The 15159-nt window shown below is 40.1% G+C and carries 11 protein-coding genes and 2 pseudogenes; 4 read left to right on the top strand and 9 right to left on the bottom strand.

Annotation, left to right across the window (positions count from 1 at the left end; genetic code table 11):
* The first annotated feature begins 90 nt into the window (after nt 1–90).
* Nucleotides 91–852: an IS5 family transposase gene (locus L641_RS0109625; protein ID WP_024600859.1), complete on the top strand. Its 762-nt coding sequence runs from the start codon at nt 91–93 to the stop codon at nt 850–852.
* Nucleotides 853–880: 28 nt separating this feature from the next.
* On the opposite strand, the pseudogene L641_RS0109620 reads toward L641_RS0109625, so the two are convergent.
* From L641_RS0109620 to glk, 6 genes and pseudogenes are all read right to left on the bottom strand, one after another.
* A pseudogene (locus L641_RS0109620) lies at nt 881–1258 on the bottom strand (sterol desaturase family protein); the annotation flags it as partial.
* 133 nt (nt 1259–1391) lie between these two features.
* The gene (gap, locus tag L641_RS0109615; protein ID WP_013464824.1) at nt 1392–2396 is read right to left on the bottom strand and encodes a type I glyceraldehyde-3-phosphate dehydrogenase; all 1005 of its coding nucleotides are present in this window, start codon (nt 2394–2396) and stop codon (nt 1392–1394) included.
* Nucleotides 2393–3025: a bifunctional 4-hydroxy-2-oxoglutarate aldolase/2-dehydro-3-deoxy-phosphogluconate aldolase gene (gene eda / locus L641_RS0109610; RefSeq protein ID WP_013464823.1), complete on the bottom strand. Its 633-nt coding sequence runs from the start codon at nt 3023–3025 to the stop codon at nt 2393–2395. Before eda ends, gap begins: the two co-directional genes overlap by 4 nt.
* 33 nt (nt 3026–3058) lie before the next feature.
* Nucleotides 3059–4909: a phosphogluconate dehydratase gene (gene edd, locus L641_RS0109605; protein WP_024601779.1), complete on the bottom strand. Its 1851-nt coding sequence runs from the start codon at nt 4907–4909 to the stop codon at nt 3059–3061.
* A 340-nt stretch (nt 4910–5249) separates the two neighbouring features.
* Complete coding sequence (locus L641_RS0109600) at nt 5250–6263, bottom strand: LacI family DNA-binding transcriptional regulator (RefSeq protein WP_008110549.1); 1014 nt, start codon at nt 6261–6263, stop codon at nt 5250–5252.
* 29 nt (nt 6264–6292) lie between these two features.
* Nucleotides 6293–7295: pseudogene (gene glk / locus L641_RS22295) on the bottom strand (glucokinase).
* A gap of 291 nt (nt 7296–7586) precedes the next feature.
* Here glk and L641_RS0109590 point away from each other — a divergent pair.
* Both L641_RS0109590 and L641_RS0109585 read left to right on the top strand, forming a co-directional pair.
* Nucleotides 7587–8603: a LacI family DNA-binding transcriptional regulator gene (locus L641_RS0109590; protein ID WP_013464820.1), complete on the top strand. Its 1017-nt coding sequence runs from the start codon at nt 7587–7589 to the stop codon at nt 8601–8603.
* A 291-nt stretch (nt 8604–8894) separates the two neighbouring features.
* Nucleotides 8895–9524, top strand: coding sequence for a trimeric intracellular cation channel family protein (locus tag L641_RS0109585; protein ID WP_024601778.1), 630 nt, complete (start codon nt 8895–8897; stop codon nt 9522–9524).
* A 12-nt stretch (nt 9525–9536) separates the two neighbouring features.
* Here L641_RS0109585 and L641_RS0109580 read toward each other — a convergent pair whose 3' ends face one another.
* From L641_RS0109580 to yidC, 3 genes are all read right to left on the bottom strand, one after another.
* Entirely contained in the window at nt 9537–9776 is a 240-nt protein-coding gene (locus tag L641_RS0109580) for a DUF3955 domain-containing protein (protein ID WP_013464818.1), read from the bottom strand.
* Between the two features lie 109 nt (nt 9777–9885).
* Nucleotides 9886–10311, bottom strand: a complete 426-nt coding sequence (locus L641_RS0109575) for a GNAT family N-acetyltransferase (RefSeq protein WP_013464817.1) — start codon at nt 10309–10311, stop codon at nt 9886–9888.
* Nucleotides 10312–10338: 27 nt separating this feature from the next.
* On the bottom strand, nt 10339–10989 hold the full coding sequence (yidC, locus tag L641_RS0109570) for a membrane protein insertase YidC (protein WP_013464816.1): 651 nt from the start codon (nt 10987–10989) through the stop codon (nt 10339–10341).
* Between the two features lie 963 nt (nt 10990–11952).
* Here yidC and L641_RS0109565 point away from each other — a divergent pair.
* A complete protein-coding gene (locus tag L641_RS0109565; RefSeq protein WP_024601777.1) occupies nt 11953–15135 on the top strand; it encodes a TonB-dependent receptor in 3183 nt (1060 codons plus the stop codon).
* The last annotated feature ends 24 nt before the right edge of the window (nt 15136–15159 follow it).

Raw genomic sequence — 15159 nt, 5'->3', positions numbered from 1 at the left:
TAGGGCGTGTTGATCTTTGTGGTATGAAAAACAAACAGCATGAAGATAAGGTATAATTGAATTCGCCAGAAAACTTTACACCGAACCTACATGCCAAGATTAATGCTAACAGACGGGACATGGAATGTCTTATCAAAAGTAATGTACTTAAGTGGTCGAATTTATAATAAGCCCGACCATAGAAAAACGCTCGAAGGCATACTGTATAAGATGCGCACAGGTATTCCATGGCGAGATTTACCTTCTGATTTTGGCCGTTGGAGTGCTATCTACAGACGGTTTAATTTATGGTCCAAAAAAGGGATTTTGAATGAACTGTTTCGCGCATTATCTCGTGATGCGGACATGGATTGGGTCTTCATTGATGGCAGTATTGTCAGGGCTCATCAACATAGTTGCGGTGCAAGAACTGCTGACAATGAATCAATTGGAAAGAGCCGAGGTGGAAATTCTACGAAAATTCATCTTGCAGTCGATAGCGGAGGGTTGCCTGTTTATTATGAATTATCCTGTGGAAATACGCATGATATCGTCCATGCAGAGTCACTCGTAGCTAATTGCCCAACAAGTAATATGGTTGTCGCAGATAAAGGCTACGACAGTGAAAAACTGAGAGCGTTTGTTCGTGATAATAACGCTACACCCGTTATTCCACGTAAGGGCAACAGTTTAGTAGGCAATGAAGATATTGACTGGTGCATGTATAAATATCGGCACTTGGTTGAGAATGCATTTGGCCGTATTAAGCAATATAGAGGGATAGCCACGCGGTATGAAAAGCTTGAACGAAATTATCATTCAATGCTCGCTTTAGCATTTACTATGATGTGGCTACCAATGTGGGCTGATTGATATATGTACTACAAAGATCAACAGCCCCTAATATAAACCAATCTAAGCCAATATAAGGGGTGTTATCTGCAAAGTCATTCACTTCAACATTCGGGCCGCCAAAGCCAATTGCCAGCAAAATAAAAAACCACGCAGTCGCCCCCAAGCGCTTATTGGTATTTCGTACAAAATTAAGTAAACCCAGGCTTCCTGAAATAATAAGGGCAACAAACATAAGTTGACGTAAAAACTCGACGCTATAACTTTTACGCAATTCTGGAGTCGTTAAATATTCAGGGAAGTGGAATGCAAGCACTCCCAAGCAACTTAATATTGCCAAAAAGCAAGCAATATAACCGCTGATATTACCCTCACCAATTTGCAAGTGACTGGTGCGAAATATTTTTTTAGTGACGTGTTTTAGCATTATTTTCCTTAATATAATATGCAGTCCCTATTCTAGTGCGCATATTCTAGCAAATTTTGGGCTAACTAAAACACAAAAAAGCCACGCAATGCGTGGCTTGGCTGGATAAAGCTAAATTAACTACACGGAAAATTTATAAATAGGCACCCAGCGCTTTAACTTGATCTAACATGCGGTTTGAGAAACCCCATTCGTTGTCGTACCACGCCATTACTTTAACTAATTTACCATCAGCACGTGTTTGCGTTGCATCAAAAATAGATGAAGCTGGGTTATGGTTAAAGTCGATAGAAACAAGCGGCAGCTCGTTGTACTCTAAAATACCTTTCATTGGCCCTTCTGAGGCTGCTTTAACCACTTGGTTAATTTCTTCAATGCTTGTGTCACGTTTAGCAATAAACGTTAAATCAACTAACGACACATTAATTGTAGGTACACGTACCGCCATGCCATCTAATTTACCTGCCAGCTCAGGCAATACTAAACCAACCGCTTTAGCAGCGCCCGTTTTAGTTGGGATCATAGATTGAGTCGCACTACGCGCGCGGTATAAATCTGGGTGGTATACGTCGGATAAGTTTTGATCGTTGGTATAAGCGTGAATAGTAGTCATGCTACCTTGTTCAATCCCTACCGTATCGTTTATTGCTTTGGCCACTGGTGCTAAACAGTTAGTTGTACACGACGCGTTTGAGATGATATTGCTATCGGCATTAATTACATCGCTGTTTACACCATGAACTACCGTTGCATCCATATCTGTACCAGGTGCCGATACCACTACTTTTTTAGCACCGGCTTCAATATGCTTATTAGCCGCTTCGCGTGACGTGAATAACCCCGTACATTCAAGTACGATATCAACATTTAGTGCTTTCCACGGTAAATTCGCAGGATCGCGTTCTTGCGTTAAGGTGATCACATCATCGCCAATTAACATGGTGTTGTCTTTAAGCGTTACTTGCTGTGAAAAACGACCATGTACTGAGTCAAACTGAGTCAGATGAGCATTTACATTGGCTGGGGCTAAATCGTTAATAGCCACAATTTTAATTTCATTATTTTGCGCTGATTCATACAGTGCACGTAATACATTACGACCAATTCGGCCGTAGCCATTAATTGCTACATTAATCATTTTTGACTCCTATTAACTTCACATGCTTGGCGAGCAAGCGTTTCAATAGCTTGCCAGTCTTTATTTTCAATAAGTTGCTTATCTAACATCCAGGTACCACCTACACAAATAACATTGTTAAGTGCTAAGTAATCAGGTGCGGTTGCTAAACTAATGCCACCGGTTGGACAAAAAGTAATATCAGGTAATGGGCCGCCAATAGATTTAAGCATAGCAGCACCGCCTGCAGCTTCTGCAGGAAAAAACTTTAAGAACTTAAAACCATGAGCAGCTAAGTTCATCACTTCGCTTGGGGTCGCTGCACCGGGTAAAAATGGAATAGTAGACTCTTTTGCCAGCGCTAATAACTCATCGCTAACACCTGGGCTTACCATAAAGTCAGCACCCGCCTCTACTGATGCGTTAAAGCTTGCTTTATCAACCACAGTACCTGTACCAACATAAGCTTCGGGCACTTCTGCTTTCATTAGTTTTACAGCCTCAGCTGCAATGGGTGTACGCAGTGTAATTTCAAGTGCTTTTAGGCCACCGTTATATAACGCTCTTGCAAGTGGTGCTGCATCTTCTAATTTTTCGATTACCACCACTGGCACTACCGGTGCCGATGCTAAGATTTTTTCAATACTCATTACTTGTTCCTCATTACCCAATATGGCTAATTATTATTCAAGTCCAAAAGCACTTGCACCTAAATCGGCACTGCTTACTATGTTTCTAAATCCAGTAAATAATTCACGACCTGTACCAAACGTTTGGCTTGCTTGGCTAATTTGCGGCTCACGCTGTGCAAGCTCTTCATCGCTAACATGCAGTTTTAAAATACCATTTGGCGCATCTAGAGTAACAATATCGCCTTCATGAATTTTAGCAATAATCCCACCTTCAACCGCTTCAGGTGCTAAATGGATTGCCGCTGGTACTTTGCCTGATGCGCCCGACATACGACCGTCGGTAACAATAGCCACTTTATAGCCCTGATCTTGTAATGTTGCCATTACCGGTGTGAGCTTATGAAGCTCAGGCATGCCTTTGGCTTTTGGCCCTTGCTCTTTAAGTACAGCAATAAAATCTTGGTTAAGTTCGCCACGGCTGTAGGCATCTTGTAACTCACCTTGTGAGCTAAATACTTTAGCCGGAGCCGACACCACTTGATGAGATTCTGCAACCGCAGAGACTTTAATAACCGCTTTACCTAAGTTACCCGTTAGTAGCTGTAAACCACCTTGCTTACTAAATGGGTTACTTACTGGGCGAAGTACTTCTTCATCATGTGAGTTTTCTGGACACGCTACCCATTTAACTTTGCTTGGGCCGTTCGCATCACTCATAATCAAGTTATCGTCTTTATCGAGTAGTGGCTCACACATGTAAGGTACAAGACCTTCGCCTAAAATAGTGGTTACGTCTGTATGAAGGTAACCAGCACCTGCTAATTCACGCATTAAGAAGCCCATTCCGCCGGCTGCTTGAAAGTGATTAACATCTGCTGAGCCATTAGGGTAAATACGCGTCAGTAATGGAACAACCGCTGATAAATCAGACATGTCTTTCCATGTAACTTGAATACCGGCCGCTTTAGCAATCGCCACAATATGGATTGCATGATTGGTTGAGCCACCTGTTGATAACAAGCCAACTAAGCCGTTAATAATGGTTTTTTCGCTGATCACATCCGCTAAACACGGGCCATCTTTGTTTTCAGTAAGCTGCTTAAGCATGGTTTCAACCGCATTACCGGTTAAGCCATCACGCAGTTCTGTGTATGGGTTTATAAACGAGCTACCTGGTAAGTGTAAGCCCATTATTTCCATCAGCATTTGATTTGAGTTAGCGGTACCATAAAACGTACAGGTACCCGCACTGTGATAAGAAGCGCTTTCAGCTTCTAGTAGCTCTTCACGAGATACCAGTCCTTGTGCAAACTTTTGACGAACACGTGCTTTGTCTTTGTTTGGAATACCTGATTGCATAGGCCCTGCTGGTAAAAAATACACAGGTAAGTGACCAAATGATAAAGCACCAATTAATAGGCCTGGGACAATTTTGTCACATACACCTAAACAAAACACACCATCAAACACGTCATGCGATAACGAAACCGCAGTAGACATAGCAATAACGTCACGAGAAAAAAGCGATAGCTCCATGCCATCACGCCCTTGCGTAACACCATCACACATCGCAGGTACACCGCCAGCAACTTGCGCGGTGGCGTCAAATTTAGTGGCAATGCTTTTAATTAAATCGGGGTATTCTTTGTAAGGCACATGTGCAGATAACATGTCGTTATATGAATTGATAATTGCAAGGTTTGGCACCTCGTCTGCTTTTAAACGCGCTTTGTCATCGCTGCTACACGCAGCCATTACATGAGCAATATTGCCACAGCCTAATCCAGCACGAACTCTTGTTTGTTTTTTTGCGTGCGAAATACGATCTAAATAGGCTTGACGGGTTTGTTTACTGCGCTCAATAACGCGCTCTGTGACTTCTTGAATTCGAGGGTGCAACATAATTTTACTCATCTCTATTCGTTAGAGGATAAAGGCTCAGTAACAATTATAGACTCCACGAAAATAACTGTACTGAGCATCTTTGACTTACCCGTTCAAAGGTACGCTACCAGGGAGCCTCTCACAACAACCCTGACACCGGTGTCAGGGTATTAACTCATGACATTGACACCGGTGTCAACCCTGAGTCATAAAAATAGCCAATTTTTTTAACATGTACAATAAATAAACGTGAATTTTTAGTGAAATACCAGCAAGCAAATAATGAAAATTAAAAGTACAGACAAAAAAAAGCCCGAGTAAGCGTCACTCATACTCGGGCTACTGTGAAAAAAGGGTTTTATTTTACGGCTGCAGTTGACTCTCGCGTGATTAATTTTGCTTCTAAAATCACTTTATATGGTGACTCTTGCGGCTCAATAATATGGGTGATCAATTGCGTAACGGCTTGTTTTGTCATTTCTTCTACAGGTTGCGCTATGGTGGTCAGCCCAGGCCAAATGTGGCGCGCTATTGGTGCATTATCAAACCCAGCGATAGAAATATCATCAGGTACACGTAAGTTACGCTGCGTGGCTAATTTGAGCACTGCCGCTGCCATGTAGTCGTTTGATGCAAATACAGCAGTAGGACGTGGCGATAAATCTAAAATACTACGCGCACTGTCTACTCCTGAATGGTAACTAAAGTTACCCTCTTCAACTAAGCGTTCGTTAAATTCAATGCCATGAGTTGTTAATGCGCGCCTGTAACCTTTAAAACGCTGCTCAGTGGCACTGTGATCTGGGTGACCTTTAATAAACGCTATGGAGGTATGTCCTAGATTTATTAAATGCTCGGTAATTTCAAACGCCCCCTGCTCGTCATTGCTGGTCACAGAAATAGAATCATCATCTAAAATTGCAGAAGCGACTCGAGCATAAGGGATTTTTTTCGACTTTAAAAAATCTACCAACTCGCCAAAATCACAAAATGGCGGGGTTAATACTAAACCGTCAAGGCGTGATGACTGCAATAACTGCTCAATATTGTTAATGAGTGCATCGCCCCTGAGCTCACAAGGATGAATAAGCAAGTTATAGTTGTTCTCTTGGCAGGCAGCCAGTGCGCCTGTTTGCACACGGGTGATATAACTTTTACTAGGGTTATCGTAAATGCAACCAATGATAAAGCTGCGATTTTGTGCAAGGCCGCGTGCAATTGGGTTTGGGGTGTAATCTAGCTCCTTAAATACGGCTAACACTTTTTCGCGTGTAGCTGCACTGACATTAGGCTCATTGTTGAGTACTCGCGATACGGTTTTTTTAGAAACACCTGCATGACTGGCAACGCTGTTTATAGTGACTTTTTTCATCTATTTATTTCCAAACCTATGCAAAGCGATTAATCCTGTTGACTCGTATGTAAACAAGCGGCAGCTCCAATTAATGGTATGTTGTCTTGTGTTACTAACGTCACCGGAATTTGACCTGTGTACTGCGACATAATACCTTTTTGCGAAAAGCGCTCAATAAAACGACTTTCAAGTAAACGAGCTTGCATGCGTGGTAAAATTCCACCGNCCGCCAATATAAAGGCCGCCTAAGGCGCCGTAGGCCAATGCTAAATCGCCCGCAACACTGCCAATCCAGTCACAAAATTGATTAAGCGTTGCATCACACACTTCACATTCACCGCTATTGGCTAAGCTGCTAATTTGTGCGGCATCTAAATTTTTTGCCGCCACCCCTTTAACCGCAGCCATGGCTTTATACAAATGAGCAATGCCAGGGCCCGAAAATACCGTTTCTACCGATACATGAGGGTGATCTTTTTTGAGTTCTTGAATAAGTTGAGCGTCGAGTTGATTAACGGCTGCTAAGGAAATATGCCCGCCTTCTGAACTCATCACCGCGCACGAATGTGCGGTTCTCACTAAGCACGCTGCACCAAAACCAGTGCCTGGACCCATTACACCTATATTGGCAGACTCATCCGCTTGACCAGGTTTAACAGTGACATTTTGTGAAGGGTCTAAATACGGTGCTGCGTAGGCAAAAGCAGCAAAGTCATTTATAACGCTTAATTGAGCAAGGTCAAAGTGGTGTTTAAAATCATTAACGCTAAAGTGCCAACCTAAATTAGTTAAATGAACTTGCCCTGCATTTATAGGGCCTGCTACTGCAAGGCATGCGCGTTTAGGGGTTATATGAGACACTGTTGATAAGTAGTACTCGGTAGCACTTTCGAGCGATCCATAGTTAGCACTGGGAAAAGTATGATTATGCTCAATGGTAAATTGATTACTTGATTCGTCGAACCCAGTGATCAACGCAAAACGAGCATTTGTGCCGCCAATATCAGCAACCAGAATAGGATCAAAGTGTGTGCTAGAGTGTAAACCCATAGTGTTATCTCTTTTGTTTAAGTAATGAGTACTTATTATTTTAATGGGGTATCATTGATACTTATTTACTTTGAGCTATCACCTCAAAGCAGCTATCACTGTAAAAAAATGCTACCTTTAATAATAAAGGTAGCTAATACGTTTTGACAACAAAATGATAAAACGCCCTTATTGTGACACCGGTGTCATGAAAAAATCAATAAAAAAATGCCTTTATTGACAAATAAGCTTGAAAAAAATCACTAATAAACGAGAATATCCCCTTATTGTCCTCTTAAGTAAGTAATCGTGATGAAAGGTAAAGCCACCTCGTTTGATATAGCCCACTATGCTGGGGTGTCTCAATCTACAGTTTCCCGTGCTTTACGAAATAGTCCACTGGTAAATGACGAAACACGAAGACGTGTTCACGATATTGCTAAAAAACTTAATTACAAAGTAGACAAAAACGCCAGTAACCTTCGCACTCAACAAAGCAGTACCCTAGCATTGCTGTTGTTTGAAGACCCAACCTCAGATGAATCACAAATCAATCCGTTTTTTTTAGCCATGCTGGGCAGTATTACTCGTGCCTGCGCAAAAGAGGGTTACGATTTACTTGTTTCATTTCAATCAGCCAGCGCTGATTGGCAAGCAGACTACGAAGACAGCCATCGAGCAGATGGAATAATCTTATTAGGCTATGGCGACTACATTGATTTTCAACCAAAATTTAATACCTTGCTTGAACAAAACACTAAATTTGTTTGCTGGGGAGCAAGCGTTGATAACCGCCCTGATTTAACCATAAGTTGCGATAATTATGGCGGTGGTAAACTTGCCGCTGAGCATTTACTGGCGCATAACCGAACTGATTGTGCATTTATTGGCGATGCCTCTGATCACAGCCCTGAGTTTTTTGCCCGTTTTAATGGCTTTAAAGACGAACTCCAGCAAAACGGTGTCACCTTAAATGATCGTAAGATTGCCAACGCAATTTCTACCGAAGAATCTGGCTACCATGCTACTCGCTCTTTAATTGCTAATAATATTACTTTTAATGCACTTTTTGCTGCCAGCGATCTGATTGCCATAGGCGCAATACGCGCGCTAAAAGAAGCCAATATTAACGTGCCAAAAGATGTAGCCGTAATAGGTTTTGATAATATTTCTATTGCAAGTTACATTAACCCGCCGCTGACAACCATAGAGCAAAACACCACTATAGCGGGGCAAATGTTAGTTGAAAACTTACTCAAATTAATTCGTGGTGAGCAAGTACAAAGCACCCTGCTGCCACCGCGTTTAATTGCGCGCGGCTCAAGTTAATACATTCAATAAAACCGCTTTTAAGAAGCAACAAAATTAAAGGCAACAGCGCTCTTTTACCTTAAATTAATTCAGGCTTTATTGCATTTTTACGGTCATTTGTCCTTTTTGCTTTCAATACTAAAGCCGGCGCTCTCGTTACATTAACAGGCTATTCACACCTCGCTATCACATTAGTTTTTTTAATCTGAAAGCAGCTGTTTTTAATGTAATTTTTCACTCGTCAATGCACTATTTTATCTCTACAATCGCACTTTTATTTTTGCTCTTAAAAGTTTAAGTGACTATTTCATGCTACTCACTATTGTTTACATCATCGGAATTACAGCAGAAGCCATGACCGGTGCACTCAGCGCTGGGCGCAGAAACATGGATTGGTTTGGGGTTATGCTAGTAGCCAGTGCCACAGCCATTGGGGGTGGCAGCGTACGCGATATTTTACTTGGCAATTACCCGTTAACGTGGGTTAAATACCCAGAATATTTACTGATCACATGCGTGGCGGGTATTGTAACCACTTGGTTGGCCAAATGGGTGGTTAAATTTAAAGGCATATTCATGCGTCTAGATGCCTTAGGGCTTGCAGCGTTTAGTATAATTGGCTGCCAAGTTGGGCTAAATATGGGTTTGCACTATGGAATTTGTGTTGTCGCAGCTATAGTTACCGGCGTATTTGGTGGATTATTGCGTGATTTAATTTGTCGACAAGCGCCATTAGTACTTCATCATGAACTTTACGCAAGCGTAGCGCTTATTGTTGCTTGTTTATACTTAGCACTGCACCACTACAACATTGATGACAATATCAGCGTAGTTGCAAGTTTAGTAGTAGGCTATTTAATTCGTATGGCGTCGGTACGCTTTAAATGGCGCTTACCGACATTTAACTTATTAGAACCCGCTAACTTAAATAATGAGTAATAACAGCAGCGGTTAATGCCCATCTGCCCTAGCACTTTTAAATAGCCCGAATACTTTTCGGGCTAACAAACTAACCACAAAAAGAACTCCCACAGCAAAACACAGTATGCTCAAGGGCATAAACAAGCTTTCATGTAGAACACCATTATGATCAACATATTGATACACACTGTTTTCTATCAGCATAAAACCTGTGCCAAGCAATAAAAAGCAAACACTCAATGTGGCTGTTTTGTTTGTATAAAAGCGCATAATCTATCCATAACTATTTTATTAAATTGTCGGGATAGCAGTTTGAATGAGCGAATATTAATCTACAGTGACTGAGCAACATTGATTTTTAAAATAAAAGTCACAGTTATTAAACTAAGCTTTTAGACATATAATAAAATCTGTCGTCTTCTTTATCTATGCTGAAACCTGAACGTGTGTAAAGCTTGTGCGCAGGGCTTATTTTAAAAACCCGAAGCCTAAGTTGCATAGCACCTCGGAGCACTGCTAAACGAGCACACTCATTAATTGCTGCTGCACCAATACCCATATTTTGAAACGCAGCATCTACTTGTAAGTCACGTATATAGCAACCCTTATCATCGAAAGCCAAGCGCATTACACCCACTACATCGCCATTTACCACAATATCCCAATTTTCAAGGTTTACTATTTGTTCATATATTTTATGTTGCTGCCAATCAACGCCATACTGCTCATAATATTCACGCATGTTGGTGTAGGTTAACAATGCCGATGCCATCAAATCGGCTGTGGGCTGATAACACATATTCATTATCGTCATTCCTTTGTTTAGCGACCTTTATAAAGGATGCTGCGGCTGATGGTTTTTAAAATACTTATTTACTAATAATGACTGCAACAAGCTAGTACTACTGGATGTAGCCCAGTACAAACCAATTGCAGAAGGAAAATTAACGAGAGTAACCACACAAATAATTGCGGGAATTAGGAACAATAAGGTGCTGGTTTGTTCTGCGCTACCTGGCATCATCATCATAGATAAATATGTAATAGCCCCCACTAATAACGAAATCGCAATATCAGGCTTTGCAATACTGGTAATCCAAGCAAATTTACTATTCAATACAATTTGTTGCAGAGCTTGAAAAGTTCCAAGGCCAAATACCCCTTGGCTTGCCATATTAATCACACTTTTTTTATCAATAAACTTAATGTTGTGCTTTTTATACAGCGCCATAGTTAATTTTGCGATTTCACTGGGCTGGTCTTTATAGTTGCTCTTTATGCTATCTAGCTCAGGTTTTAGTGCGGCAATTGCTTTTTTATTTCTAACCATGTTAACCATAGCAACAAGGTTAATCGGCATTAAAACTAATCGTCCAATAACGGTAAACAAAATAATTGCAACCGCTTGGCTTACGCCCACTTCTTGAGTAAAAAAGGTGATTAATTGCACAATAAAAGCAGTAAATAAATTCCAAATTTCCATTTTAGTTTTCCTTTTAATATTATGTATTAAAAGTAACTACCATGACATATTATGTCAAGATGTTTTCGATAACTATTTTTCTACTTATGGAGTCTTCAATGGTATTTATACAATAAGACTATTTTTTATAAGTTTGAGAACTGATTGATCAGCCAATCCAGCTCCTAAAGCTTTTTAAACACCTACTGACTGTAAGGTGCAAAGATTTTATTTATCTTCGGTTAGACATTTAAAGTATTTTGATGATGATGTTTTAAGTGTTGTGTTATGACTTGTTAGTTTGAGACTTATAATTTAGTACTTTACATGTCAAATGTTTTACATCGTTGTACGTAGTACAGAAATTAAATTGGTGAGTTATGCTATGTATCTAACCTTCGACCTCCCAAAGTAATAAGTAAATCAACTCTGTGAGTTAACATTAAAATCTAAGCTTTTCGACTAGCTCTGTAAAGTTGTATATATTGATTTATAGCTTGATCTAAAATCAAGTGCCTATCAAACAAAATGAGGGCTACTTAATTGTATTTTAACTATTCTTCTTAAGAAATCACAAAGTACTTCTTTCATCTGAAGCTCTTTAATGCAATCAATTGACTCAAAAGTATAAAATTACCAATCTTTGCCTTCGGTTTATTAACTCAAATTTAAAGCCTTAATCGTAATTAGTCGTTTAAAACTGTACATTTTGAGTTTTGTAAAAAATTAAATTCTTGAAAAATTGCTTAGATTAAAACTGAGAGCATTTAATATATTACTTTTAAGCATTTCAATATGCCCCACTAATTAAATAGCAACATAATTACAACCCTGTAAAAAATAATATTTCACTATTGTAATAATAGGGACATATGTTAATAAAAAAAAGTTTACATAAATGTATATTAATTGTAAATTAGTTTTGGCTTCATTAATAAAATGTAACCTTAAAAAAGATAAAAACAATACTTAGGGAAATTCAATATGTTTAAAACCAAAACCTTATCAAATGCAATAAGATATTCTTTATTGCTTGGTTCTGTTGCTATAGCACCCAGCGTGTTTGCGCAAGATGAAAAAAAATCTGATGTAGAATTAGAAGAAGAAGCGCCAGAAAGAATTGTAGTAACTGGTTCACGAATAAGAAAAGCTGAGTTTTCTAATGCATCTCCAATTCAAATCATAAACGGTGACTTATCGCGTGAAATGGGACTGTTTGATGCGGGCTCAATGCTACAATCAACTAGCCAAGCAGCAGGTACGCAAATTGATAACACATTTGGCGGGTTTGTATTAGACAATGGTCCAGGTGCCGCAACTATAGGTTTTCGTGGCTTAGGTGCTGAAAGAACTCTCGTTTTAATTAACGGACGTCGTATGGCTCCTGCTGGTGTGGGTGGCGCTCCAACGTCACCTGATCTAAATTTAATACCAGGCGTTATGGTTGAACGAGTTGAAAACTTATTTGACGGCGCCTCTACTGTATATGGTTCTGATGCCGTAGCCGGTGTAGCAAACGTTATTTTGAAAAAAGATGTTGAAGGATTTACATTTGATGCATCGTACCGACAACCTAAAGGTGAAGGCGGTGAAGAAACCGTACTTTCAGGGATGTGGGGTACAACCATGGATAATGGTTTTATCACTGTAGGTGTAGAATATTCAGAGCAGCAATCACAATCTTTATCTGGAAACCCTTTTGTTAAAGGCTGTGAAGAACGTATATGGGAAGCTGAAGATGGCTCAATCATTACTAGAAATAGTGGTTATGGTCCTGTTGCTAGCGGTGAAGATTCATGTGATATTTTCCCTCTTACAAATCGTATTAGTGTCCCATCGTTCTTTGGTAGTGTTTATTACACCCCAGGTTTTACAAACACAGGGATTCCTAACTTCAGTGAATCAACAGTTCCTGCGAGTCTTGAAGGGTTTTTCCCATCATGGGTTGCAGGTGACTTTGATGGTGATGGTATTAATGATGGTGTATTTGTTGACGGAGATGGTGACGGTTTCCGTGATGTTGACTTTCAAAACCCTCTATATGCTTTCCAACAGTCTGATTACTACAAAAGCGGTGATTACAGAAGCAAAAATGAACGCGTATCATTAATGCTTAATGGTGAGTATAACTTCCAAGATGATAATGATACAACCTTCTATTACGAAGGTTTATATGCAAAACGTGAGTCTCCAATATTTAGCCCTGGAGCTCAGATATTTCAACAAGTTGCAGCATCTAACCCATATAACCCTTGTGGCGTTAACGGAATAGATTGTTTTGGTGTTCTAGGTGTAGGCCCTGGTGGTCCAGAAGCTGTACAGCCAATTATTAATATTCGTGGCGACCGTGATCAAACACAGGTAGAAGTATCGCAATATCGTCTCGTATCGGGTGTTACTGGTAACTTAGGCATGTTTGAAAACATTGGCTTAAATAACTGGTATTATGATGCATCAGCATCTTATAGTGCTTCGAAAGGAACCGACCATCGTGTTGGTATCAACGAAGAGCGTCTTATTTACTCTTTAGAAACATCAGTACTTAATGACGATGGGACAATTACCTGTGGAACAGGTTCAGATGGCTGTGTGCCAGTTAACTTATTTGCTGATAGTATCTTCCAAGAAGGTGGTGGTACATTATCACCAGAGGAAGCTGCATACTTATTTATCGATCGTGATATCGAAACAAAAGTAAATCAGTTTGTCTTTAATGCATTTATGGGTGGAGACTTCTTCAATTTACCTTGGAATAATGAGACCGTAGCCGGCATCGTTGGTGTTGAATTCCGTCGTGACGAAATTGAATCAAATCCAAATGCAGCAACTGCTGAAGGCTTGCTTTGGGGTTACTTTGCTGACCAAGGCGCTGATGGCTCTCGAAATCTTAAAGAAATCTTCACAGAGTTTGAATTTCCATTACTTAAAGGTGTTAAAGGTGCAGAAGAACTTACATTCACCGCTTCAGGCCGTGTTTCTGAAGAATCTTTTTATGATGCAGAATCAACATACAGCATAAAAACAATCTACCGTCCTGTTGAATGGTTTACGCTTCGAGCAACAAAAGGGACTTCTTATAGAGCTCCAAACCTTCGTGAACGCTTTTTAAATGGTACATCGGGCTTTAATACAATTGCAGATCCTTGTGTTGTACCTGAAGATGCACGAAATATTGATCCATTAAACCCTGGTTCAGCAGCAACATATAATGCAGCCGAAGAAACTCGCGACACATCTGTCTTGAATGCGTGTCAAGCATCTGGTGTTGATCCTACATCATTAGGTTTAGGCCAAAATGGTACAGACTCTTACACTGCAACTTACAGTGCAGAAATAGAAACAGGTGGCACAACAGAACTTACGCCAGAAACATCCGTTGCAAAAACGTATGGTCTAATTTTTGAACAACCATTTTCTGAAGAGTTTGATTTAACATTCTCACTTACTCGTTTTGATATTGAAGTTACAAATAGCATAGCAGAGCCAAGTGCTGGTTATAGTATCGGTCAATGTTACTCTGCCGACGGAAACGAAGCATTCTGTAATAGAATTGGCCGAGATTCTAACGGTCAGATTGATATGGTTGATGCTAGCTTTATTAATATTGGCTTAATTTCTTCTAAAGGCTTTGATTACAATGTTTACTTTGAAACGGACACTGTAATAGCAGAAGAAAACTTAGGTATTACATTAGACTTACAAGCTACGCGCATGACTGAACAAGTATACGATGTACTCGGTACTATAGATGATAATATGGGCGAGCCTGACTCACCTGAGTGGCGTGGTTCTGCTCGTCTTCAACTTAAGTATTCTGATTTTAGATTTAACTGGGAAACTCGCTTCATTGGAAAAGGCCGCGAAGATGAAGATGACTTAGGTGAATTTGAAGAAGGTACTGCTGGTTGTCGTGGCTTAACCGATGCAAACGGAGATGCACTTAAGTGTCGTCCTGTAGGCTTTACCGATGACTATTTTGTTCACAATGTGGGCTTAACATGGTCTAACGATGCTTATAAAGTTAATTTTGGTGTTCGCAACGTATTTAATGAGGCTCCACCAAAAGTAGATCCAAGTGGTTCTTTCTCTAATACTAATATCCCATTAGGTGTTGGTTATGACACTTCAGGCCGAAGCCCTTATATTAGCTTCACAGCTTCATTCTAATACAAGTAACTACCTAATTACTTA

The organism is Pseudoalteromonas sp. TB41 (genome assembly GCF_000497975.1).
GTDB lineage: Bacteria > Pseudomonadota > Gammaproteobacteria > Enterobacterales > Alteromonadaceae > Pseudoalteromonas > Pseudoalteromonas tetraodonis.
This window is presented reverse-complemented; position numbering and strand designations above follow the sequence as displayed.